The sequence below is a fragment of the Pseudovibrio sp. Ad13 genome (assembly GCF_001623225.1).
Taxonomy (GTDB): domain Bacteria; phylum Pseudomonadota; class Alphaproteobacteria; order Rhizobiales; family Stappiaceae; genus Pseudovibrio.
Window position 1 is genome coordinate 1 of the sequence record NZ_LMCC01000007.1, and the last position, 22,071, is coordinate 22,071.

A 22,071-nucleotide genomic window follows, 5' to 3' on the forward strand; every position below is an offset into this window, starting at 1 on the left:
GAGATTGTATAAGAGACCGGTGCTTTACCCAGCCAACCCGCAGGACATTCTGGACTACGGCATTCTGGCCGTGGAAATGAGCCGTTACAGCGGATGCTGGGTGGGCGTGAAGCTGGTGACGGATGTGGTGGAAAGCGCCTCTACCGTGGAGGTAGATCTGGACCGCATTGAGGTGGTGAAGCCGGACAGACAAGACCCGCAGGGCGGCGTCTGGATTCGTGAGATCGATCTGCCCGTGCAGCAGGAAAAGCGGCTGCTGGAAGAGAAAATTCCACGCGCGCTGGCCTTTGCGCAGGCCAACAACATCAACCAGATCACCCACGATGCCCATGAGCCGGAGGTGGGCATCATCGCCTCGGGCAAATCTTATTCTGATCTGCGCCAAGCCATGAATGAGCTGGGCCTTACGTCTCTTGAAACAGAAAAGCGCCGCATTCGCATCCTGAAGATCGGCATGGTGTGGCCGTTGGACCCGAAGATCATCGAGGCGTTTTCCAAGGGTCTCAAGAAGATCCTCGTGGTGGAAGAAAAGCGACCTGTTGTTGAGGATCAGCTGAAAACCATCCTGTTTGATGCGGGTATCTCGCTGAAGGTGCAAGGCAAGGGGCTGTTGCCGAACTCTGGCGTGCTTGCTGCCAATCAGGTGGCCTCTGCCATTGCAGAGTTTTTGGAGGATGAGGAGCTTAAGGCCAAAGTGCCGGTGCCGATCAAGCTGAAGCCGGGGCCGGTGCGTCGTCCCTCGTTCTGCTCCGGTTGCCCGCACAACACTTCCACCAAAGTACCGGATGGCAGCCGCGCGCTGGCAGGCATTGGCTGCCACACCATTGCGTATTTCAATGACCCGGTAAAGACCAAGGCCCCCTCCCAAATGGGCGGTGAGGGCATGCACTGGGTGGGGCAGGCGCCGTTTACCGATGAGCCGCACGTGTTCGCCAATATGGGCGATGGCACCTACTTCCACTCCGGCTTTCTGGCCATGCGTCAGGCCGTGGCGGCTAACGCAACCATGACCTACAAACTTCTGGTCAACGGCTTTGTTTCCATGACAGGCGGACAGCCCGTTGACGGCGAGCAATCCGTGCCCCAGCTCATCACTGCCGCGCTCAATGAAGGCGTGAAGAAGGTGGTTGTGGTGACCGAGGATGTGGAGCGGGTGCAGGCTCAATCCATTCCGGCAGGCGTTGAGGTGCACCTCCGCCGCGAGCTGGAAGCGGTGCAGCGAGACCTGCGTGAAATACCGGGCGTGACGGTTCTGATTTATGATCAGGCCTGCGCTACCGAGCGCCGCCGCCTGCGCAAGCGCGGCAAATGGGAGGACCCGAAGGTCCGCACCTTCATTCACCCGGATATCTGCGAGGGATGTGGCGATTGTGGTGAGAAGTCTGGTTGCCTTTCCATTGAGCCGCTGGAAACGCCTCTGGGCCGCAAACGCCAGATCAACCAGTCCAGCTGCAACAAGGATTTCTCTTGCGTTGAAGGCTTCTGTCCAAGCTTCGTGACCATTCACGGCGCAGAGCCAAAGAAGGCGACCACACCTGCAGAGCGTCAGGTGGAAAGCGTGGGTGATGAGTTACTTGCAGAGCCGGAACTGCCCGCCATCAACGGCGCGACTGGACTGCTGGTCACTGGTATTGGCGGCACAGGCGTTGTCACCATTGGCGCGATCCTGTCCATGGCCGCACATTTGGATGGCAGCCGTGTTTCCACTTTGGACCTGACGGGCCTTGCGCAAAAATACGGGGCGGTGATGACGCATATGCGCATCGCCAACTCCGCCGATGGGCTGCAAAGCGCACGATTGGCGGTTGGCGAAGCGGATGTTGTGATCGGCTGTGATCTGGTGGTGACAGCGGGTGATGAAACGCTGACAACACTGCGCCAGGGCTCCGCTCAGGTGGTGGTGAACACGGAAGAAGTGCCGACCATCGACTTTTCCAAGAACCCGGATTGGGACATCAACACGCCCAACCTGCAGGCGCGGCTGAGCGAGGCTGTTGGCGACCGGCTGGATTACTTCGACACCACGCAAGCGGCGAAAGACCTGTGCGGCGATGCGGTGATGGCAAACATGATGCTGTTTGGTGCGGCCTGGCAGCGCGGCCTTATTCCGGTGACGCTCGGTTCCATCCGTCAGGCCATTGAGCTGAACGGTGTGGCCCGCGACAAGAACTTCGAGGCCTTCAACTGGGGCCGCCTGATGGTGCTGGACCCGGAGCGGGTTGCCAAAGCACGGGCACCCGTTGCGCAAGTGGTGAAGCTGGACCGCCCGCTGCCGCTGGAAGAGCTGATTGAGGACAGGGTGAACCGCCTCAAGGAGTATCAAGGCAACAGCCTTGGCAAAACTTACCGTCAAAAGCTGGTTGCGCTGAAAAAGGCCGGAGCGGGCGAACTGATACTTCGCACCGCCGCGACGCAATATTTCCGTCTGCTGGCGCATAAGGACGAGTTTGAAGTCGCGCGCTTGTTCTCACAGCCACAGTTCAAGCAAAGCCTTGCGGAAACTTTCGAGGGTGACCTGGAAGTGCGCTTCCATATCGGCGGCGGTCCCTTTGCGAAAAAGGACCGTGTGACCGGTCTGCCAGTGAAGACTGAGTTCGGGCCATGGATGATGAAGTTATTCTCGGTCCTCTCCAGCCTCAAAGGTCTGCGCGGCTCGTTCCTTGATCCCTTCCGCAACAATGAGGAGCGCGTTCTCGCAAATGAAATGCGTTCATCATATGAGGCAGACATGGATCTGGTCTGCACTCGTTTGGCGGAGGCTGGTGAGAAAGCTGCGCATGATCTGTTGAGCTGGCCAGTGAAAGTGCGCGGGTACGGCCACGTACGAGCGGGCAATGCGGAAAAAGCTCTGAGGCTGCGCGAGCGACGCAAAACAGCGCTTAGCAACGCACAAAACAACGCAAAGCCGGAGAAGGTGCCTGCGTAAGTGTAACGTAATGATATCATTGATGGAATTGTGGTGAGGCCTACGGGTTTCACCCCGTTTTGGTTTTGGGGCTTACATAGCAACGCAAACGGGCTCAGCGATTTTTTGTAGAAAATTGGCCCCCTCTGCAGGATCGCACAAGATCATGCAGTTACTCCCTCAGTTCAAGACATGCAGCGGAGTTGTGGCGGCAACCTGCCGTTGATGAGATGCCCTGAGTGAAAGATATAGGTACTAGTACCGCCTTAGTTTTGAGTTTTTCCAAGATTAATTCCAAAATGTGTATTATGCACTTATGGATAAACCCTAATAGTGATCCCAGTTCTATTTTAGTAGTCTCCAATAAAACGGGTTCTCTGTCAGGGGTATAAACTGATTTAAGCTTATCTCTATTATGTATTGTGATGATAAATTCAGTTAAATATTAACAAAACTATAATAATAGTGACTGTTGTATTTACGTAAGGAGAGGGTTAATCAACCAGAGGTGGTTGAAACCAGCATCATATGAGTGAGAGATGGCGGAACCCGTACTGATTTCTACAGTATGGCGAAGCAGAAAATGAAACTAAGTCATCGCATTGTCAGCGCATCAGCAGCGGTTCTTCTCGTTGCCTCATCGCTCGTAATTTCGATCGGAACCTACCTCAGCATGCAAACGGCTGAGCAAGACAGCCGCGCATTATTCAACTCGGTTGCATCCGGACTGGCTGTCACAGCGCAGGATCTTTTAAAAGAGTCGCAGGTAATTTCCACAACACTTGCACGCACTTACGGCGCTGAGATCGACAGCGGAGACGCTTCGCGCACCAACATCGCGCTCATGACAGAAGCAGCCCTGCGCGGCACAACCGACATCCTCGGCATCGCCGTCTTCCTGCAGCCGGATGTTGCAGGCAAAGATGCTGATTACGTTGGCAAGAAGTACGCTTCTGACACAGGCCAGTTCGTTCCCTACTTCTACATAGAAAATGGCAGTGTTCAGTCCCTGACAGCAGACATTGGCCGTGCTGATGTTCAGCGGCGTATGCGCAGGACGATACAGCAGAAAAGCCAATTTGTGACCGAGCCTTACACCTTTGATGTTGAAGGCAAAAAAATCCTCTCGGCTTCCGTTCTGGACCCAATCCTGAACGCAAAAGGCGAGGCCGTTGGTGTTGTGGTGATCGATGTTGATTTCGACAAGCTGCAAGAAAAAATGGGTGCCGCCAACTTCTATGACACTGGCCGTCTGGCAGTGGTCAGCGAAGACGGGCTCTGGGTCAGCCACAGCGACCGCTCTGTTTTGGGCGAGAAAGTCCGCCCGGTTATTGCGAGTATCATGAGCGGTGTCCGCGACAAGGCGAACATGCAAGAGGTTGGTGACCGCCTGTTTATTTTCGAGAAGTTTCAACTGGGTACGACAGATCAGTCCTGGTTTGCCGGCATGTCCGTCACCACTGAGGAGCTGACAGCCGGTGCCCGCAATACACGCGATATGGCATTGATTGCAGCGGTGGTTTCCGGCCTGATCGGTTGCATTATTTTATGGTTCATCGGCAACTCCATTGCCCGTCCAATCGTCAATCTGACCCACCGAATGCAATCTCTTGCTGATGGCAATGTTTCCGATGAGGTGCAGTATACTGGCCGCTCTGACGAAATCGGTCAGATGGCTAACGCCTTGAAAGTGTTTGTAACTGCGGTCTCAGAACGCCAGAGCTTGCAGTCAGAAGCTGAGAAGGAGCATTTGCGCGAGGTGGAGCGTCAGAAGGAATCATCCAAACTGATTGAGGCGTTCTCCGGCACCGCAGAAACCGCTCTGACGGTCATTCACAGTCGGTTTGATGAGCTGGAGCAGACCTCTAAAGATCTGGCGGATATTGCCGAGAACACAAACCTTCAAACCACAGCAACCTCTGCGGCTTCTGAAGAAGCAACAGCGAACGTACAGACGGTGGCCTCTGCTTCTGAGGAGCTTTCAACCTCCATTGAAGAGATTGCGCAGCAGATTGCCCGCACCAACAAGGTGATCACCCAAACCAACGATGCAGTACAGGCCACCAACACCAAAGTGCTGGATCTGGACGGCACGGCGCAGCGTATTGGTGAGGTGGTCAATCTCATTCAGGACATCGCCGAGCAAACCAACTTGCTAGCGCTCAACGCCACCATTGAGGCAGCTCGTGCCGGTGAGATGGGCAAGGGCTTTGCTGTTGTGGCAACCGAGGTGAAGGAGTTGGCAAGCCAGACCTCTAAGGCGACTGAAGAAATCTCTCAGCAGATCGCGGAGATTCAAGGCTCCTCCAAGGATGCCGTTGAAGCTATTCAGGAAATCACCTCCAGCATCCGGCAGGTTAACGAGTTTTCATCCAACATTGCGGCCTCTGTTGAACAACAGGGCGCGGCCACTGCCGAGATCACTGAAAACGTGCATCAGGCAGCAACGGGTACGCAGAACGTTTCTGAAAACATGGTGCTGGTGGCGCAAGCAGCAGAGAAAACCAATCAGTCCTCTGACCTGGTCTCCAAAACCGCCTCTTCTGTGCGGCAAGAGGTTGTTGACCTGCGTGAGCAGATCGATGACTTCCTTTACAAGGTCCAGTCCGTATAAGGCTGTAACTTAATGAGAAATCCGGCTGGCGAGGTTATAGGCTTTGCCAGCCTTTGTGTTGGGAAATGGCGAACTATGTTTATCAAGTGGTTGAATGGCAAAATTTCAACTTACCGCTATCTGCGGTTTCGGCTTGCATTAACTCAAGCCAGATCAATACTGTTGAGCGGCTTCCCACTCGAGAAATGGGCCAATGTTTTCTTCAGGCAACCATGGTTCATCAAGCTCGGGCCAGCGTTTGAATTTGAAATATTTGAACTTTTCCTTGCTAAGGCGCTTGAAGACCTCATTGGAGACATAAACGCCAATAATGCGTTGATAGTCAGAACACCAAAAATGGTGCCCCTTAATGCGAGAGACGCTCAGGTAGTTGGTATTGCCATTATGAATGTTTAACTTAGGCTTGCCCGTAAAGTCGTCAGGCTTCCCCCACCCCACTGGAGAATGCTTGTTCAACACCGCATCCAGACGTTTTCCGCAGTTGAAGATGTAAAAATTGCCATCAATCGGCTCACCTGTTTTCTTAAACAGCTCAAGTGGGAGAAACTGATGAACTCCCGGCTCAAACTCTTCCACCAGATCTTTGAAGCGCTGAGAGACTGCATTCAGTCCTGGCATGGAAAAGATATCGGGAATAACCTTTTTCTTTGTTTCCTCTTTTGCTTTGGTCGGGAAACGATTGGGATCAAGAATATTTCCACTGCTAAGCCCAAAAAGTGGCATATCTTGAGGTTCATCCAGAAACTCAAATTGAGGTTCTCTGCTGTTGTAATCTAAATTAATCAGGTAAGCCATTTACGCATTCCCCCGGTATGGTAAAACTTGGGCGCACCTGTCTTCTGGGCGCGCTGTATAGTATAAACGGATGGCCAATAAGAGGTTTCGGAACTCCCTACTTCAATAAATATGTTCTACCATAATACTTGCATTGTTAGGATAATATGGTGCGAAGCAGAAAGAAAAGATCATCTCTGATAAAGCGGTTTGCATCCAGCTGTTGCATTCTCTGCGGAATAAGATCAGCTCGCGGCCTCTTTGGCGAAATAACTTGATTTCACAACGCTTTCTGTTTCCGAATGACTCGGAACGACTGTCGCAAATCCCTTGATGACCTCGCTACTGAACTTTCTGAGTTCCACCATTTCCTCTGAGTTATAGAAGGTCAGAGCAGCCTCAAAACTCTCGAACCTGTACATCACCATATTCGTGTAGGATGTTGGCCCCGCGAGGGTTTTCATAGGACTCGCGACGACCAGCTCGCCACCATATTTTTCGACAATAGGGAGGGATCTTGGGCCGAGTTCCTCAATGCGCGACCTGTCGATAATATTGTAGTGGTGAAGAACATAACCAGCCATTTAAAGTGTCCTGAATTTATAGAGTGAGGCGACGCCTACATCACTGCGCCTGCTAAGCAAACCCGGTCTGCCTAAATGGTACTGACCAGAACGGTGACTGTCTCTTCCAGCTCTGTCAGAGGCGTGCCGCCGCGCACCATGACCCGTAGGCCGAAGTAACCTGCAGCCAGCAGATTGGCCTTCTGCTTTCGCAAAGCATCATCACTCTTGTAGGGCTCGGAGACAGCGAGGGCGGTGTTGAACAGGTCTTGCGTGCTCTGGATACCTTCCTGCGCGTTGAGCTGGATCTGCTGATCATCATGGGCGTGCTCAATGGCGGAGTTGCACAGGAAGCAACCGCTGCGGTCGCCGTTGCGCACTGGCACCAGCACAGCCTCAAACAAATCCACAAACCGTTGTTTTGCGTTGGGTGCCCGGCAGATGACCTGTGCCAGATGGGTGAGATCTCGCTCGTGGTAGAGCTTCAGCGCCCGCGCGTACATGGCGTCTTTATTGCCAAACTCCCGGTAGAGCGACTGCTTCTTCAGCTCGGTTATCCTCTCCAGGTCCTGCATGGAGGTGCCATGATAGCCTTTTTCCCAAAAAGCTCTCTGTATTCTGTCCAACGCAGTTTGGGGGTCAAATTCCCGAGGTCTCGCCATCACATTAATTCCCGCTCACAACAATGTTACCGATCAGTCCGTAATTTATTATGGACACATCGGTCCGTAATACATATACCTAAGTGCACAGGCTGGCAAGACCCGCCGCAACACACTACCAAATTCAACACAGGAGGTTGAAATGACTGATCTTACTCACGCGCCTGCCACTCAATCAGATGACAACGCCGCCCTGGGTGCTTTGTTCTCCGATATCGCGAAAAACGGAATCTTCGCCGCCCTTATTCTCGTGTTCCTTTGGTTTGGTGGCATGAAGTTTACGGCATATGAGGCCGGAGCAATTCGCGGACTGGTCGAGAATTCTCCCTTTCTTGGATGGCTTTACTCATTCCTGTCCGAAGGAGCTGTGTCCAAACTCATCGGACTTACAGAGCTGACCATCGCGGCGTTACTCACCACCCGCTTCTTCGCGCCTAAATTTGCGGTCTTCGGTGCGCTTGGTGCCATCGGCACGTTTCTGTTGACCTTCAGCTTCTTCTTTTCCACGCCGGGCGTGTTCATTCCGGACACTGGCGTGCTGGCGATCTCCGTTATTCCGGGGCAGTTCCTTTTGAAAGATATTGTCCTGCTGTTCGCATCCGTGTTCGCCCTGGGCAATGCCCTCAGTGCAACTGCAAAATAAAGATATACTCCTCTCTGTGCACTGAAATGGGGGCGTTAATGACGCCTCCATTGGGCTACCCGCAAAACGCTGGCAAGTACCGGCTTTTACCGCCCGCCTGTCTTCATTCTACTCCCCAAAGCTTCCAGTGAAACCTCGATAAGTTTGAAGATCTTCTCCTCGGGCATGCCGAACTTTACCATCTCGTAGAGCCCTTCAAAAATGAGCATAAAGTACCCGGTTAGCAGCTCGATCTCGCCCGGGTCTTTGAGTTCATTCTGGCATTGAACGAGCTTGTCGCGGATCTGATCTTCCCAATTGAATTGCAGCCCCTGAAACTGCTCCCAGAGCTCTTTATCCACGTAACCAAGATCGATAAGCGTCAGCCAGAAGAGGCCTTTCTCTGCTTTGATCTCATCGCAGCACAGCTCGGTAAATTCCATGAAGGCTGCTTGCATGGCGGAGTAGATATCGGAATGCAGAGCCATAATCGATTGCATTTGCTGGCTATATTTGAGATAGTACCAACTGAGCGCTGCGACGACCAGACCCTGCTTTGATGTAAATCGGCCTTCCAGAGCGGCAAGAGAAACGCCCACCGCCTCCGACACGTCTTTCATCGTGGCAGCTTTAATCCCCTTTTCCAAAAACACACGAATGCTCGTATCAAAAAGATTTTCGAGTTCGGGAATTGGAATGTCCGGTTCAACTGGTTCGTCCGAGCTCATTTTGAAACTATAGATTATTCAAAAATGCCCTCAACACAGATGCTCGGCTTTAGAAAAAGAAACGCAAATCCAATGAGTTGGATACATTTTAATTTATGCCAATTCCGTTGAAATCCACCACGCGGATAGCACAATAAGGCAGTTTTGTGCTGTTTGCCTTTAAATATTCAAAATGTAAAAATCAGCCTGTTGTTCTGTTTGCCTATGTCTATCATAGGTTGACTTAAGGTTATAGCACGTACGTAGGATTATAATATTTCGTAGGAGGCTAAGTATAGCACCCAATTTACTTGTGGCTGTTTGGGGCCAACTATCACTCTATGAGGCGGGAAGGGTATTCTTGGCAACTCGACCTACAGGTGGGTGCTTTTCGCATTCTGCGCTTCATGAATTGGGTCAATTGGAGGTTCAGATATGTCTATCAAAACAGTCGTCACCCTTACCGACACGTCCGGTGATCAGGTCGCATCCCGCGTTGCCGTTGAACTCTCCAAGCTGACAGATGCCTATCTGATTGGCGTCGTGCCCAACTACGAGACCTCCTACTACCTGTGCACCGCCGGCCCAATGCCGCCAGACTATGAACAGCGCTTGCAGGAGCAGTCCGCCGCGACACTCAATAAATCATTAGAGGGCTTCGCAAAACAGTTTGAGGGCGCGGGCATAGATGGTGAAACACGCGTCACAGACATCACCCTTGGCGGCACGTTTGACGAGCTGATGCATCTGGGGCGTTTGAGTGATGTTACCGTGATACGACAGGACGATCCTGCCAAGCCGGAACCGATGCGTGCTGCCATGATTGAGGCGATGGTGTTTGATACCGGTGTCGCGACACTTATTGTGCCGCATGCATATGAAAAAGCGTTTGCACCCAGAAATATAGCCGTGGCTTGGGATGGCTCTGGTCCTGCGTCCAACGCAGCGCATGCCTCCATGTCCATGCTGCAAAATGCAGATACTGTTTCTGTTGTGATGATCACGCCGCATGACGAGCCAAAATATTCCGAGCTGACAGACATCCGCAATTACTTTGAGCGCCATGGCGTGAACATTCATCTGGAAGTGATGAGCAACGTCTCCGGCTCTGTCTCAGAAGCGCTGCTGAGCACGGTAGAACGCCTCAATGCCGACATGCTGGTAATGGGCGGATATGGGCACAGCCGCTTAGCGCAGTACCTGTTTGGCGGGGCGACACGCCGGGTGCTGCACGAGATGAAGATCCCGGTGCTGATGACCCACTAAACCCAACTCAGAAAGGGAACCTCGCAGGTTCCCTTTTTTACTGTATCCTCCTCTCCTTACATTTCCCATGATGTTTTCTACAGGCAATCCGACGTGTTTTTCCCAAAAGAACGCGGTTTGATTGCCAGTCTTCAGAAAACAAGTCAGTTTGGCGTCACCTTGTGGGGGCACCTTGCTTCACACCTGACGACGTAGACTGCGCGTGGCATTGCGCGCTCAATATTGGAAATTGTACTTATGAAATTGAGAGAGACTGCCGGTTTAACGGGTCTTCTGGCAGTATTGATGTTGATTGCTCTGCCTGCACACGCCGCCGCCTTTTCAACTGCGCAAGCCAAAGCGGATTTTCTCCACGGTCTGTGGCATCCCCTTGGTGGGCTGGACCATATCCTCACCATGGTTGGTGTCGGTGTCTGGGCTGCGCTGGTGCTTCTTAAAAAGCGTCTGGTCTGGCCGCTGGTGTTCACGCTGGTCATGTTCATGGCGTTCTGGGCTCGTTACATGGGCGTTGTTGTGCCGTATGTAGAGACGGGTATTCTGGCGTCTGTCATCGTGATTGGCCTGCTGGTGGCGTTCGCTCTGAAACTGCCTGTGGTGGTGGGTGCGCTGATTGTTGGCGTGTTTGCTGTGTTCCATGGTGCGGCGCATGCCACTGAGGCCAATGCGAGCAGCCTGTTGATCTATGCGCTCGGCTTTTCCGTTTCCTCTTTCGCGCTTGGTTTGTCCGGCATCGGGCTCGGCTCGTTGACCGAATGGAACAGTGGTCGCATGTTCCTGCGCGCGCTTGGTGCGGTTACAGCGCTGTTTGGCCTCTATCTGATGTTCGTCGCCTAGTGTTTCTTTAAAGCGACAGTTTTCAAGGGATTACTCCGGTTTTGTGGCTTTCCCTTCGCAAACACACTCAGTTCTGCTTTCTTGAAGGTGCGGTCTCGACCGCGCCTTTTTTTATGCTGATTTTTATGTGTGATTGCGAGTTTCAATGAGTGATGGCCGTTTGACGATAGCGCCCGAGGTGGTGCGCAAGATGCTTGATGAGCAGTTCCCCGCGTGGGCCGCTCTGCCTCTCAAACGTGTTGAGAAGGATGGCTGGGACAACAACACGTTCCGCCTGGGCGATGAGCTGAAGGTGCGTTTGCCATCTGCTGCGGGTTATGTTCCGCAGGTCGAGAAGGAGTTTAACTGGCTGCCTAACCTGGCAAAACATCTGCCCGTGGCAGTTCCTGAACCTGCTGCCCTTGGCAAGCCGAATGCAGATTACCCATATCCGTGGTCAGTCTATCGCTGGATCGAGGGAGAGACAGCCTCTGCAGAATCTATCTGTGATATGAACGAGTTTGCGAGAGATCTCGCAGCCTTCCTGCATGCGCTGTGGGCTGCTGACACCACAGGGGCGCCGGAAGCCGGAGATCAGAACTGCCACCGTGGCGGTGATCTCAGTGTCTATGATGAGGAGACCCGTTTTTGCCTCTCTGGTGTGACTGACCTGATTGATGCCGACGCAGCGCTGATGATCTGGGAGCAGGCGCTTCGGTCCAAATGGGAGAAGCCTGCAGTTTGGGTGCAGGGAGACCTCTCAAACGGGAATATCCTCACACGAGATGGCCGCCTCAGTGCCGTTATTGATTTCGGCTTATGCACGGTTGGCGATCCCGCCTGCGACTTAGTTATCACCTGGAAATTCTTTTCCGGCGTCAATCGCGAGATTTTCAAAACCGCGGTCAACATCGACCAAAATACCTGGGATCGCGCCATAGGCTGGGCTCTCTGGAAGGCAGTTCGCACGCTCTACTACGCCAGAAAAGACAATATCGCAGAGGAACAAAGAGAAGCAAAAGCAGTGATTGAAGCCATCCTCTCAGATGCAAAACTTGTTACCACGAAGACTTAAGGTCCTGCCTTTAGGCTCTTTCTGATCTTGTGCAGTCAAACAGGAAGAGCAGCAATGGAAAGAGACTTTGAGCTGTTGTTGACCCAGCGCATGTGGGAGGATCCGGCATTCGCGAAACTGGCAGAGCGCGATGCAGCTGCTGCGCTTAAGGAGCTGGGAGTGAAGGTTGATCCCAGCGTTAAAGTCCGGATCCTCCAGCAGCGTAAAGACACGCTTTATCTGACTATTCCCCCTGCCAAACAAGAGGGTGGACTTGATACAACATTGGATCTCAACCAATTGGATTTGTGGTCCAGCGGAGATATGTTTGTCTGGGTTGCTTCGGTTTACAACAAGGTCAAACTGCTTGGCATCCGCTCTTCCATCGCGAAAGGGGAGAGGGAAGCATGACAGACCGCGACAACAGCGATTTTGCGGAGCAAGACTACCGACGGATGATCAACGATCCTGCGTATCGCCAGCGCCTGATTGCAGATCCGAAAGGAACGCTTGGCGAAACAACGGGTTATGAGTTTGATGCAGGCGTACGCGTTGAGGTGATTGAGCAAGAGCCCGACACCATCTGCATGATGATCCCCATTAAGCCGGAGGGCTCTGCTGATGAGGTTGAGCAGGCGCTGCACAAATCTACCGAGCGCACGTATGACCTGCTGTTTTCCTCTGGCATCGGCGGGTATTTCATCCCGAGTGATGAGCTGAAATGGACTCTTCGAGATATGCGTCGCAGTTGGATCAGCAAACTGGGGCTTAAGTTATGATCCCCAGCGTACGAGCGTGTCAGTTCTGCAAGTTGGACTGATAGAGTGATCTCAGGTGCGGAATGAACTCGGTGCAGAAGGAGATGGAGACCTCCTCAGGATCGTAAAACGCGTTCGGCTCGCCACAGCTTTCCACCTTTACGATGACCTCGTTGGGCAGAGACATGTCGTCTTTCAGGCTTTTGATTTCCTCAGAAAGCACGTGATTGATGACCTCGGCGTCCGCACCAGTCCCCGCTTGAAAAGTCATCGCAACGCCGGAGCCAGGCTTCATCTCATCAAACACAGCGCCCCAACTGCTGGCAGCTTGCTCGTACTCAAACGGGCACATTTCTGCCCGGTCTTCCGGCAGGTCCAGGTCTGAAGCCAACTCTGCGCGCTTGTCCGGATCTGCCCCATAAAACAGGCAGATATGGTTGTAGTAGCGCTGCTGATCAGGTCCATGCAGATCCCACCACGCCACCTCTTCTTCCCCTTCGGGATCGTTGATGTAGCCAAACGCGCTATCAAAGGCGAGCTCCTGCGCGGCCTCTTCCTCATAAAGCCAGTCAATCATCAACACGGAGAGCACATCTGCGGCGTCTTCCTCCTGCCCGAAGATTGGTACCTGCATCTGATCAATCACCGCATGGCCAACCTCGTGGTAAAAGATCGACAGGATGTTGGCCTCCACAAAGGCGTTCTCTGCTTCATCAGCCTGTGCACCAAGAGGAGACAGCAGCGAAACTGCGCAAGTCGCGGTGAGAAGAAGAGAACGTAGCATTGGCGGCCTTCCGTATCAGCTATTGAAATCTCTGAATAATCATTCCAATGCCATGTTTACGCAGGTTCGCCAAATCCTTTGTGCTTTGTGATACATCTGAAGGCTGTTAGCAGTGGAAGTTGAGCTTGTTGCCATCCAGATCGCGGCAGTAAGCCCCATAAAATGCCTCACCGCGCGGGCCGGGAGGGCCTTCATCTTTGCCGCCCAGTTGCAGGGCGAGTGTATGCAGGGTCTCGACGGTTTCGCGATCCTCCACCCGCAAAGCCACCATGGTGCCGTTGCCAACGGATGCGTCTTCGCCATCATAAGGTGTGTTGAGGACGATGAGCGGTTTGCCCTCGCCAAAGCTCCAAGCATAGAGCCGGTTGTTTTCAAAGACCCGTGTTGCACCCATCTTCCCAAAAATGGCGTCGTAAAATGCACAGGCACGGTCTAAGTCGTTGGTACCTAAAGTGATATAGCCGATCATATGGTGTTCTGGTCCTAATAGATTGTAGTAAATGACAGAGTGTTCAAAATCAGCAGAGGTGAAAGTTTCATTCCCCAGAGTAAACTACAGGGCAGGCCTCAAGTAAATGCAGAAGCGGTACAACCTGCCGCGCTTCGTCGCCCTAGGTGAAATACCTATTGCAATTCGGCAGGATCGCTGTTTGTTTCGGATTGTCTAATATACGTTGGGTCTGGGAACTGCTGCATGAGAGGCTTTCTTCAGCGCATTGTTTGTGTTGTACTTTTTCTTGCTGTGCTGGTTGTACTCCAACTGACGGCCAGTCCGGTGTTTGCGCGCTCTGACATGGTGCGTGTGGGCATCCTGTCCTATCGCGGCAGTTTGGAAACACAGCGCACATGGGCACCGACCATTGAGCATTTACAACGTGAACTGCCGGATGTGGAGTTCTCCTATCTGCCTCTGACCCTTCAACAAATCGCTGAACAGGCTGACCAGCTGGACTTCATCATCACCAATCCCGGCCACTCGTTTCAGTTGGAACGGATTGCGGGCGTCAGCCGCATCGCCAGTGCACGCTCTCACGTCAATAAGAATGAGATGCACGACCTCGGGTCGGTGATTTTTACGCGAACGGACAGTGGCATCACGGGGCTGACAGAGCTGAAAGGCGCAAGTGCGGGCGTGGTCTCGACAGAAGCTTTTGGCGGATATCTTGCTGCCAAACACAGCCTGCAGCAGAGCCTAGGTGATGAGCCTGACTTGCGCGTTAAACCACTAGGGTTTCCGCAGCAAACGGTGGTGGAGGCGGTCGTGAAGGGAGACGTGCAGATCGGCATTGTCCGCGCCTGTCTGTTGGAGAGCATGAGTGCCGCTGGCAAGCTGGACAAAACGCAAATTCGCGTGTTGGGCCAGCAGTATGACCCGGAGTTTGCCTGTGCCAGAACCACGGAGCTTTATCCGGGGTGGGCGTTTTTGAAGGTGCCCGGCGTCTCTCCTCAGCTGGCAACACGCATTACGCAGGCCCTGCTATCCATGCCGGATGGCGCCTGCACGGATGAATGGCTCGGCCACGCCAACTGGATTGCACCTGTTTCTTATGCTGCGGTTGAGCGGGTTTACCGCGATCTGGCGCTCTACCCCTACAACAAAGACCTGCGGCAAATCCTGAAAGACTGGGTGGAGCGGAACTACTTTCTGCTTGGTGTTATCATTTTGCTCAGTGGAGCCTTTCTGCTGCATGTCGGGCATGTGGAGTTTTTGGTCCGCCGCCGCTCACGGCAGCTGGAAACAGCCAGTGGCAAGCTGGCCAACGCTCTGCAACGCAACCTGATGCTGGAGAGTGAGCTGGCCCATGCGGGGCGTGTGTCTTCCATGAACATCCTTGCAGGCAGTCTGGCGCATGATCTCAAGCAACCGCTTGGCGCCATCTCCACCTTCGCCCATAGCTTGCGGCAGCGGTTGGACCGTGGCACAGCGGATGAGGAAACACTGCAGAAGCAACTCACCCGCATCTCAGAGCAAGCCAATCGGGCTTCTGACTTCATCAACTCCATGCGCAGCTTTCTCAATAAACAGCCAGAAGCGCGGCGGCGTGTGGACCTGCGCGATCTGGTGGATGAAACCGTGATGCTCATGCGCACCTTTGCCGCCAAGCATGCCTGTCAGCTGCAATGGGACCCACCGCAAGAGCCTGTGTTCGTTTGTTGTGATGATGTGCAGCTGCGGCAGGTTATGGTGGTTCTTCTGCAAAACGCGCTTGATGCCACGGTGGAAGCTGGCCTTGAGGATGGAGTAATCTCCATTCAGCTGGAACAGACTGCAGAAGCCTGTGAGCTTAGGGTATGCGATCAAGGTGCTGGCATTCCAAAAGAGCTGGAGGAGAAGGTGTTCAAGCCGTTCTATTCCAGCAAGGGCAGTCTGGGTTTAGGGCTGGCCACCGCGTTTAGCATTGTTGACAGCCACGATGGGGAGTTGACCCTGAAACCGATGCTTGATGAAGGCACATGCGCAACAGTGAGGCTGCCATTGAGCCGCTCACAAACTGAGGGAAACCATGACACAACAACCAGTTAAACCGCTTTATGGACCAGAGGCTGAGCCTGTGATCATCATTATTGATGATGATGACGCCATGCGGGAAGCACTGGTGTGTCTGGTGGAGTCTGTCGGGTTGAAGGCTGTTGATTTTGAGCGTGCTGATGATTTTCTGAGCTCTGATCTACGCCCTTGCGTTGGCGTCATCATCACCGACATGCGTATCCCTGGCACAAGCGGCCTCGGGCTTTTAGAGAAGCTGCGTGCCTCGGGCCAGCACTTGCCGGTGATTGTCATTTCCGCCTTTGCGAACCTGCGTGATGGTGTGCGTGCCATGAGCCTTGGCGCTGTTGATGTGTTGGAAAAGCCGTTTGATGAGCAGGGCTTGCTCGACAAACTGCAAGACCTGATCACAGAGACCCGAAACCGCGCCAGCCAATGCTGCCTGACAGCGCAGGCCAAAGTGAAGGTAGACCGCCTCACCAACCGCGAGCGTGAGGTGATGGGCTATCTGGCACAAGGCCTGCAAAACAAAAGCATTGCCAATGCATTAGGCCTGAGCGTCAAAACCGTAGAAATCCACCGCCACAACGTCCTCGCCAAACTGGAAGTGCAAACCCTCGTCGACGTTTACCAACTCACCCAAAGTGCCGACCGCGCAACAGGGTCTGGCCGGTGTTGCGGCGTGGAAGAGGCTTAAAGGCGGATTTCGGAGCTTTGCGGTGCAAACTTTACTCAAAGTTTCAGGTTAACTTCAGGATAGCGTGGTGAGGTGCCGGGGTTACGAGGCGGCAACCAGGCGGCGTTTAAGACGCGCCTGAAGCACAACTGCAAACAACAAGTTGCTGCCATAAGAAGAACTGGCAGAAACTATGACTGATCAACAATATGTGCGCTCCGCCCGAATCCTTCACTGGCTAATGGCCCTTGGCTTTTTATCCATGTGGGTGACCGGCTACATCATGAAGCTGGACTCTCTGGAAGATACCCCCTTGGAAGAAAGCCTGTTTGACCTCCACATTTCTATGGGCGTGACCCTGCTGGGCTTATTGTTGCTGCGCGTGGCTATCCGCTTGGTCAACAAACCGCCTGCATTGCCTGCGGGCCTGACTTCATGGGAAAAAATCGGCTCCCATCTGGGTCACCTGGGCCTGTACCTTCTGCCGCTCGTCACCATGCTGGTTGCTTGGGCAGAGGTTGATTTTGGCGGCCACGGTGTGAAGTGGTTCACCATTGGTATGCCAAAGATCTTCCCAACCATGGAAACCTTCGCCGGTATCAATCTGGAAGACACGACTGCAACAGCACATGAGCTGCTGGCTTGGTCTTTGCTGGCACTGGTCGCTGTGCACGTGGCCGCTGTTCTCAAACATAAATACTGGGATGGTCACGACGTCATGGGCCGCATGAGCTTGCTCAGCAAAAAATAACAGGACGCGGGGGAGGGCTGATCGCAGCCTTAACGCCGAGGGCGCATTGGGGGCAGTCCCTCGGCATCCGCCTGAGCTTGCGCCTTGGCTTCTTTGAGCAGCGCATCCAACGTGAACATGGCGGTCTTCATATCCTGTAATCTGGCGGAGGCTTCTGCCAGATTGTCTTGTTTTAAGGCCTCTTCCACCCGCGCAATTGAATCGTCCGCCATGGCTTTGTAACTCAGGAAGTCCGCCAGCTCGCCTTTGTACTTGGCGCTTTTGCGCAGCACCATCATGGCGACGATATCTTTCTTTGCCTTGCCCACCTGCGCTGTGTATCTGGCAGCTTCTTCCTCGCGCTTTGAACGTTTTGCTGACCGTGGCCGCTGTACAGGTTCATCCTCGATAATCTGTTCTCTTGGCGGTGCTTCTGCGGTTGGCTCTGGTTTGACCTTCTCTGACGGCGGGTTGAGACGGTCTAGCGCAATTTTCATGTTGGCGATAGTTGCGTTCAGGTCCTCCAGCATATAGCGGGCGTCCTTCACACGTCCGGTGGTTAGAAGCCGCTCAATCTGGATGGCAAGTGTTGAGGCGGTGGCGCTATAGCCTTCGTAGTGACGGAGCTGTTCCGGATTCTGGATCGTGGCTTTTTGCGCATCCAGCCCTTCGATTTCTTTCCGGGCTTCTTTCACATCCTGTAGGAACCCTTCCACCTGTGCGGCTGTGTTGATGCCACGGGTAAAGGCAATTTCCAGCCCGGTCATGGTGATGTTGGCGTTATCAAGCATGTCCTCAGCACGGCGATACTCGTGTTTGGCATAGAGTTTCTCTGCCTCCACAATGTAGGCGCTCGCCCTGTTATGCAGTTTTTCAAAGATCACCAGTTCCTCGGTGTCTTTGAACGAGCCGGAGCGGATGTGAAACGCACGTAAATCTGCACGGGATTTGGTGACCTTCTTACCAAACTTGAGCGAAGCCTCCAGCTCCGGTGCCGCAGACTGGATTGCGGGCGCTTCCTGCAACTACGCGACTACCGCCTTCATCTTCAGCAGGCTCTTTTCAAAACTGGCAATTGCCTTGTTGGCATCGTCCACGTGAGATGCGCGGTGGTGGGTGGTGATCTGGTCAAAGTGCTTTTGCACCTCCTGATCAGCGCTCTCAAAGCTGCGCAGTTTTTTCTGGTAGTTCTTCTGCTTGCTCGCCAATTCCATGAACTGGAAACGATGTTGCTGAAGCTGGCCATGGGCGTTTTGTAACAGTGGGATCTGGTCGCCAATCACAGCAAGCGCGTCTTCAAACTCACCTACATAAAAACTAAGCGATGTGATGCCTGCGTTTATCTCCGCAACAAATGGCTGGATATCGCGCGTTTTTTTGGACTTGGCAGAGGTGATTGCCTGACGCACGGCCTTATGTGCTTTCTTGAAGCCTCCAAAGAGGGCACGGCAGAACTTGATAAGGTTGCCCTGCGCATAAAGCTCATCGACTTTCTTCTCCAGCATTGCAATCTGCTCGAAGTCAGTGACAGCAGGATCCGGGGCATCCGTTTCCTCGTCTCCATCAACCAGATCATCCTCCGGAAATGTCCATGACATATGCCGATAGAAATCTTCAGCCCATCTCTGCTGCTCAACACTCAGCTTCTCAACCGGCATCACCCTCTCCAACCCAAAGCAATCCACGCGCTGGATAATGCCTTGATTGCACTGGTTTTCGGGCAAATTTCACGAGCTGAGTGAAGGGGGAGTTGATGGGGGGAACGGGTTTTGTCTTAATCTATAGGTTTGTTATGCTCTCTGAAAAGGGGAGGCTGGCAGATGACACAAGGGCGGATTGTGTTGCTCAATGGAGCACCGAGGTCTGGCAAAAGTTCCATTGTATCAGCACTGCAAAAGCAGGCAGATGAGCCATGGATGAACCTTGGTGTGGACGTTGTCGTCAAGCACATGACTCCGGAACACATGAAACCGGGGATAGGTCTGCGTCCAGGAGGGGAAAGGCCTGACCTGGAAGACTTTATCTCCCGCTCCTATCACGCGCTTTACAAAAGCATCGCGGCTCATGTTGAACTGGGCTTTGATGTCATCGCTGATCTGGGCCACCACAACAACTATGCGGCGCTGGACGGCAACTGGAGGCATTATCTGAAGGAGCTGGAAGGGCTGGACGTGATGGTCGTTGGCGTCTTTTGCCCGCTGGCAGAGATCATGCAGCGCCGAGCTGGTAGTGATGGGAATTATCTCACGGCCAATGAGGAAGGCGAAATCCCGTTACCCGTCCTTCGCTGGCAGGAAGAGGTTCACAAGCCGGGGATTTATGATCTGGAGCTGGACACTTCGATGTTGAGTGCGGAGGAGTGTGCGGAAAGAATTCTGAATGTGATTGCGTCAGGCGCAAAGTTTAATGCCAGAGACAAGCTTATAGCATCGCAGATATGAGCTGCTTCGCCTGCTGATCGACCGAGGTCAAGCGGGGGATGACACTGTCGGGTTTGAGCAAGGTGCCGGGAGCGAGAACGGAGTTTGCGCCGACCTTGCTGTTGTCACCGATCAGGGAGCCAAATTTTGTCACGCCTGTCGGGATTTTTTTCCCATCCTGAAGAAGCGTGATTTCTTTCTCAGCCCATTCATTGCGGTGATTGGCGACAACAACGCCAGCTTCCAGATTGACGTTTTCGCCTAAAATGGAATCTCCCAGAAACCCGAGATGGGCGAGTTTGGAGCCTTTGAGCATGAAGCTGGACTTCACCTCACAAAACGGGCCAACCGCGCAGCCTTCATCCAGAAACACGCCTCCGCGCAAATAACTGCGGGAGGACACAAAGGCGTTGGGTCCGATGATCACTGCGTCTTTCAGTGTCGCCCCATCTTCCACCACGGCGCTTTCGTGAATAGCGATGCTGTTGGTGATGCGGTACGAGCTATCAAGGCGAGAGATCATGCCCGGAATGATGCTTGCAGCGTTCGTCGTCATCGCCCACGGTGTGTGCCCAAGTCCTGCGAGTGGTGAACTCTCCCAGTTCGCAATGTAGTCGCTGGTCTGGATCATTGAGCCTTTCCTTGTGGCGGCATCTTGAGAACCAGCGCTGCAAGGAGGAAGCCGATCATCAGGCCGTTGAGCAGGTGCCACATGAAGTGAGTACCGAAAGCGACGGAAAAGCAGAGGGCCATGTCCACGGTTCGGAACATCAAAGAGACCGCAAAGGTTGCCGTGGCGAGCGTGATATAGGCCCGAGCCGGGTGCTTGCGCAGGTGCATCAGCAGGGTTGCGATAAGCAGGGCGACCATTGCGGGCAGGTATTGCAGGGAGCCGTTGAAGGGATCAGGACCAGCATCGATATCCGTCAGTACAGCATCCGAACTGAACCAAAAGATAGCGGCTGTGATGCCCACTGCAATGGCACTGGCGCGCAAAGTGCGGAACAGGTTTTCGCCGGTTGCACGGTAGATCACCATGATGATGTAAAAGGCGACAAAACTCCAGATCGGGACAACGTCCGCCAGCTCTGACCAAGTGTTTGCAAATGTATGAAACAGGAATGAGCCAATGCCAATGGCCGCTGCAAGGGCGATCAGCACAAGCTCTGCGATGCTCGGGTTGCCCCGTTTGCGCACCAGATAAAGCGCGATCAGAGCAGCCACAATAAAGCTGAGATTGCTGAGCGCATTCAGTGGTTCATTCCAGAACCCCGGTGCGGTTCGCTCGCAGTAAAGATCAATATAGTCAGCAGGAAGCATCGCAATGTCTCGATGGAAGTCAGAGGCTGAAAGAGCAGAAAGACTAAATCTGTAAGTGTGCCGATTGTAGGGTGCGACCTGCAATATTCAAGGCATAATCATGGAGATGCCGGAGCCTGCCAGAACCAGATCAATCATCCGGTCATGATGCTTTGAACTGAGCTTGTTCAGGATCGCTTTGGCTGCATACGTGCCAAGGGTGATCGACCCGCCCACCAGTGCCCCGCCAATGAGGATGTCCGCGCTCATGACATTGAGATAGCTGAAGGTCGCGGCCTTGGAGCCGAACACGAACAGGGAGGCCGCCGCCTCTGTTGCGATCAACGCGCTTTTGACGAGGCCGAAAGAGGAGAAAACCGCCAGACTAAGAGGGCCGGAAGAGGCGACCAGTCCGGTGATGAACCCGATGAGCGTTCCGCCAAACACAAGGTGGATTGGCTTGGAGCCGATGTTTTTGGAGCGCAGCAGATAGCGCACGGGAATGAGCACCAGAAAGAACAGGCCAAGGATGGTGCTGCCAACGGATTCCGGTATGGCAATCAAAAGGTTCGCGCCCAGAGCAGCCATGGGAATGCTCGGCAGCGCGTAAAAGAACACCGCGCGCCAGTTGATCTCACTCCACCACACAATCACGCGCCCGCAATTGGCGATGAGTGCCGCAATCGCCATGATGGGAATGGCCGCTTTGGTGCCAAACACAGCCACCAGAATAGGCAGCAGGATGATGGATGACCCCGTGCCAACAATGCCGGACAATACCCCGGCAAGCATGCCAGAAACGGCAATAATCAATATGCTCAAATGAGGAACCCTTGGAGAAAAGAACATTCTGAAAAATCTTCTGATCTGTATAAGAGTGACTGCCTCATGATGCAATTTGCTTGAAGAGAAGCTGCATAAAAAAATACAGCTTCG

At 53.4% G+C, this 22,071-nt stretch carries 23 protein-coding genes; 12 read left to right on the plus strand and 11 right to left on the minus strand.

The genetic code is table 11. The annotated features are described in order from the left end of the window. Positions 1-2,926 (plus strand): indolepyruvate ferredoxin oxidoreductase family protein (locus PsAD13_RS11035; protein ID WP_063318192.1); only part of this gene is annotated, 2,926 nt, incomplete at its 5' end. A gap of 562 nt (positions 2,927-3,488) precedes the next feature. Continuing rightward, positions 3,489-5,519, plus strand: a complete 2,031-nt coding sequence (locus tag PsAD13_RS11040) for a methyl-accepting chemotaxis protein (RefSeq protein WP_208986542.1) — start codon at positions 3,489-3,491, stop codon at positions 5,517-5,519. 153 nt (positions 5,520-5,672) lie between these two features. Here the strand turns inward: PsAD13_RS11040 and PsAD13_RS11045 are convergent, their stop codons facing one another. The 3 genes from PsAD13_RS11045 to PsAD13_RS11055 form a co-directional block, all read right to left on the minus strand. Beyond that, complete coding sequence (locus PsAD13_RS11045) at positions 5,673-6,314, minus strand: DUF1629 domain-containing protein (protein ID WP_063318193.1); 642 nt, start codon at positions 6,312-6,314, stop codon at positions 5,673-5,675. Between the two features lie 224 nt (positions 6,315-6,538). Further along, positions 6,539-6,877 (minus strand): DUF1330 domain-containing protein, encoded by a 339-nt coding sequence (locus PsAD13_RS11050; protein ID WP_063318194.1) that lies wholly within the window; start codon positions 6,875-6,877, stop codon positions 6,539-6,541. A 71-nt stretch (positions 6,878-6,948) separates the two neighbouring features. Beyond that, complete coding sequence (locus PsAD13_RS11055; RefSeq protein WP_208986543.1) at positions 6,949-7,518, minus strand: TetR/AcrR family transcriptional regulator; 570 nt, start codon at positions 7,516-7,518, stop codon at positions 6,949-6,951. 142 nt (positions 7,519-7,660) lie between these two features. Between PsAD13_RS11055 and PsAD13_RS11060 the strand changes: the two genes are divergently transcribed. Next, positions 7,661-8,161 (plus strand): DUF417 family protein, encoded by a 501-nt coding sequence (locus tag PsAD13_RS11060; protein ID WP_063287922.1) that lies wholly within the window; start codon positions 7,661-7,663, stop codon positions 8,159-8,161. Between the two features lie 86 nt (positions 8,162-8,247). Here PsAD13_RS11060 and PsAD13_RS11065 read toward each other — a convergent pair whose 3' ends face one another. Continuing rightward, positions 8,248-8,868: a TetR/AcrR family transcriptional regulator gene (locus PsAD13_RS11065; RefSeq protein ID WP_063318196.1), complete on the minus strand. Its 621-nt coding sequence runs from the start codon at positions 8,866-8,868 to the stop codon at positions 8,248-8,250. Between the two features lie 414 nt (positions 8,869-9,282). Between PsAD13_RS11065 and PsAD13_RS11070 the strand changes: the two genes are divergently transcribed. The 5 genes from PsAD13_RS11070 (at position 9,283) to PsAD13_RS11090 (ending at position 12,759) form a co-directional block, all read left to right on the plus strand. Next, entirely contained in the window at positions 9,283-10,113 is an 831-nt protein-coding gene (locus PsAD13_RS11070) for a universal stress protein (RefSeq protein WP_063318197.1), read from the plus strand. Between the two features lie 237 nt (positions 10,114-10,350). Next, a complete protein-coding gene (locus PsAD13_RS11075; RefSeq protein ID WP_063318198.1) occupies positions 10,351-10,947 on the plus strand; it encodes a HupE/UreJ family protein in 597 nt (198 codons plus the stop codon). Between the two features lie 145 nt (positions 10,948-11,092). Beyond that, complete coding sequence (locus PsAD13_RS11080) at positions 11,093-12,001, plus strand: aminoglycoside phosphotransferase family protein (RefSeq protein WP_063318199.1); 909 nt, start codon at positions 11,093-11,095, stop codon at positions 11,999-12,001. Positions 12,002-12,055: 54 nt separating this feature from the next. Then, the gene (locus tag PsAD13_RS11085) at positions 12,056-12,391 is read left to right on the plus strand and encodes a hypothetical protein (protein WP_063318200.1); all 336 of its coding nucleotides are present in this window, start codon (positions 12,056-12,058) and stop codon (positions 12,389-12,391) included. Then, entirely contained in the window at positions 12,388-12,759 is a 372-nt protein-coding gene (locus PsAD13_RS11090) for a nitrile hydratase subunit alpha (protein ID WP_063318201.1), read from the plus strand. The genes PsAD13_RS11085 and PsAD13_RS11090 overlap by 4 nt, the downstream gene beginning before the upstream one ends. A gap of 19 nt (positions 12,760-12,778) precedes the next feature. On the opposite strand, the gene PsAD13_RS11095 is transcribed toward PsAD13_RS11090, so the two are convergent. Then, complete coding sequence (locus PsAD13_RS11095; protein ID WP_063318202.1) at positions 12,779-13,522, minus strand: DUF4344 domain-containing metallopeptidase; 744 nt, start codon at positions 13,520-13,522, stop codon at positions 12,779-12,781. Between the two features lie 106 nt (positions 13,523-13,628). Continuing rightward, entirely contained in the window at positions 13,629-13,991 is a 363-nt protein-coding gene (locus tag PsAD13_RS11100) for a VOC family protein (RefSeq protein WP_063287930.1), read from the minus strand. 225 nt (positions 13,992-14,216) lie between these two features. On the opposite strand from PsAD13_RS11100, the gene PsAD13_RS11105 reads away from it, so the two are divergent. The 3 genes from PsAD13_RS11105 to PsAD13_RS11115 all read left to right on the plus strand — a co-directional run bounded on the left by PsAD13_RS11105 (position 14,217) and on the right by PsAD13_RS11115 (position 17,437). Continuing rightward, entirely contained in the window at positions 14,217-16,046 is a 1,830-nt protein-coding gene (locus PsAD13_RS11105; RefSeq protein WP_063318203.1) for a sensor histidine kinase, read from the plus strand. Continuing rightward, positions 16,027-16,707, plus strand: coding sequence for a response regulator (locus PsAD13_RS11110; RefSeq protein WP_063318204.1), 681 nt, complete (start codon positions 16,027-16,029; stop codon positions 16,705-16,707). The genes PsAD13_RS11105 and PsAD13_RS11110 overlap by 20 nt, the downstream gene beginning before the upstream one ends. A gap of 172 nt (positions 16,708-16,879) precedes the next feature. Beyond that, positions 16,880-17,437, plus strand: coding sequence for a cytochrome b/b6 domain-containing protein (locus PsAD13_RS11115; protein WP_063287933.1), 558 nt, complete (start codon positions 16,880-16,882; stop codon positions 17,435-17,437). Positions 17,438-17,466: 29 nt separating this feature from the next. On the opposite strand, the gene PsAD13_RS11120 is transcribed toward PsAD13_RS11115, so the two are convergent. Together PsAD13_RS11120 and PsAD13_RS11125 are read right to left on the minus strand one after the other, a co-directional pair. Next, the gene (locus PsAD13_RS11120; protein WP_063318205.1) at positions 17,467-18,441 is read right to left on the minus strand and encodes a hypothetical protein; all 975 of its coding nucleotides are present in this window, start codon (positions 18,439-18,441) and stop codon (positions 17,467-17,469) included. Then, positions 18,442-19,074, minus strand: coding sequence for a hypothetical protein (locus PsAD13_RS11125; protein ID WP_063318206.1), 633 nt, complete (start codon positions 19,072-19,074; stop codon positions 18,442-18,444). 162 nt (positions 19,075-19,236) lie between these two features. On the opposite strand from PsAD13_RS11125, the gene PsAD13_RS11130 reads away from it, so the two are divergent. Next, positions 19,237-19,857, plus strand: a complete 621-nt coding sequence (locus tag PsAD13_RS11130) for a phosphotransferase (RefSeq protein WP_063318207.1) — start codon at positions 19,237-19,239, stop codon at positions 19,855-19,857. Here the strand turns inward: PsAD13_RS11130 and PsAD13_RS11135 are convergent. The 3 genes from PsAD13_RS11135 to PsAD13_RS11145 all read right to left on the minus strand — a co-directional run bounded on the left by PsAD13_RS11135 (position 19,838) and on the right by PsAD13_RS11145 (position 21,957). Next, positions 19,838-20,467 carry a DapH/DapD/GlmU-related protein gene (locus PsAD13_RS11135; RefSeq protein ID WP_063318208.1) on the minus strand — a complete coding sequence of 210 codons (630 nt, stop codon included), beginning with the start codon at positions 20,465-20,467 and terminating at the stop codon, positions 19,838-19,840. The genes PsAD13_RS11130 and PsAD13_RS11135 overlap by 20 nt on opposite strands. Next, the gene (locus tag PsAD13_RS11140; RefSeq protein WP_063318209.1) at positions 20,464-21,156 is read right to left on the minus strand and encodes a ceramidase domain-containing protein; all 693 of its coding nucleotides are present in this window, start codon (positions 21,154-21,156) and stop codon (positions 20,464-20,466) included. Before PsAD13_RS11140 ends, PsAD13_RS11135 begins: the two co-directional genes overlap by 4 nt. 87 nt (positions 21,157-21,243) lie before the next feature. Beyond that, a complete protein-coding gene (locus tag PsAD13_RS11145; RefSeq protein ID WP_193777042.1) occupies positions 21,244-21,957 on the minus strand; it encodes a sulfite exporter TauE/SafE family protein in 714 nt (237 codons plus the stop codon). Between the last annotated feature and the right edge of the window lie 114 nt (positions 21,958-22,071).

What these genes read in the sequence shown, in the direction of transcription:
- PsAD13_RS11040 (WP_208986542.1), top strand. Translation starts at nt 3,489, where the DNA reads ATGAAACTAAGTCATCGCATTGTCAGCGCATCAGCAGCGGTTCTTCTC.
- PsAD13_RS11045 (WP_063318193.1), bottom strand. Translation starts at nt 6,314, where the DNA reads ATGGCTTACCTGATTAATTTAGATTACAACAGCAGAGAACCTCAATTT.
- PsAD13_RS11050 (WP_063318194.1), bottom strand. Translation starts at nt 6,877, where the DNA reads ATGGCTGGTTATGTTCTTCACCACTACAATATTATCGACAGGTCGCGC.
- PsAD13_RS11055 (WP_208986543.1), bottom strand. Translation starts at nt 7,518, where the DNA reads ATGGCGAGACCTCGGGAATTTGACCCCCAAACTGCGTTGGACAGAATA.
- PsAD13_RS11060 (WP_063287922.1), top strand. Translation starts at nt 7,661, where the DNA reads ATGACTGATCTTACTCACGCGCCTGCCACTCAATCAGATGACAACGCC.
- PsAD13_RS11065 (WP_063318196.1), bottom strand. Translation starts at nt 8,868, where the DNA reads ATGAGCTCGGACGAACCAGTTGAACCGGACATTCCAATTCCCGAACTC.
- PsAD13_RS11070 (WP_063318197.1), top strand. Translation starts at nt 9,283, where the DNA reads ATGTCTATCAAAACAGTCGTCACCCTTACCGACACGTCCGGTGATCAG.
- PsAD13_RS11075 (WP_063318198.1), top strand. Translation starts at nt 10,351, where the DNA reads ATGAAATTGAGAGAGACTGCCGGTTTAACGGGTCTTCTGGCAGTATTG.
- PsAD13_RS11080 (WP_063318199.1), top strand. Translation starts at nt 11,093, where the DNA reads ATGAGTGATGGCCGTTTGACGATAGCGCCCGAGGTGGTGCGCAAGATG.
- PsAD13_RS11085 (WP_063318200.1), top strand. Translation starts at nt 12,056, where the DNA reads ATGGAAAGAGACTTTGAGCTGTTGTTGACCCAGCGCATGTGGGAGGAT.
- PsAD13_RS11090 (WP_063318201.1), top strand. Translation starts at nt 12,388, where the DNA reads ATGACAGACCGCGACAACAGCGATTTTGCGGAGCAAGACTACCGACGG.
- PsAD13_RS11095 (WP_063318202.1), bottom strand. Translation starts at nt 13,522, where the DNA reads ATGCTACGTTCTCTTCTTCTCACCGCGACTTGCGCAGTTTCGCTGCTG.
- PsAD13_RS11100 (WP_063287930.1), bottom strand. Translation starts at nt 13,991, where the DNA reads ATGATCGGCTATATCACTTTAGGTACCAACGACTTAGACCGTGCCTGT.
- PsAD13_RS11105 (WP_063318203.1), top strand. Translation starts at nt 14,217, where the DNA reads ATGAGAGGCTTTCTTCAGCGCATTGTTTGTGTTGTACTTTTTCTTGCT.
- PsAD13_RS11110 (WP_063318204.1), top strand. Translation starts at nt 16,027, where the DNA reads ATGACACAACAACCAGTTAAACCGCTTTATGGACCAGAGGCTGAGCCT.
- PsAD13_RS11115 (WP_063287933.1), top strand. Translation starts at nt 16,880, where the DNA reads ATGACTGATCAACAATATGTGCGCTCCGCCCGAATCCTTCACTGGCTA.
- PsAD13_RS11125 (WP_063318206.1), bottom strand. Translation starts at nt 19,074, where the DNA reads ATGCCGGTTGAGAAGCTGAGTGTTGAGCAGCAGAGATGGGCTGAAGAT.
- PsAD13_RS11130 (WP_063318207.1), top strand. Translation starts at nt 19,237, where the DNA reads ATGACACAAGGGCGGATTGTGTTGCTCAATGGAGCACCGAGGTCTGGC.
- PsAD13_RS11135 (WP_063318208.1), bottom strand. Translation starts at nt 20,467, where the DNA reads ATGATCCAGACCAGCGACTACATTGCGAACTGGGAGAGTTCACCACTC.
- PsAD13_RS11140 (WP_063318209.1), bottom strand. Translation starts at nt 21,156, where the DNA reads ATGCTTCCTGCTGACTATATTGATCTTTACTGCGAGCGAACCGCACCG.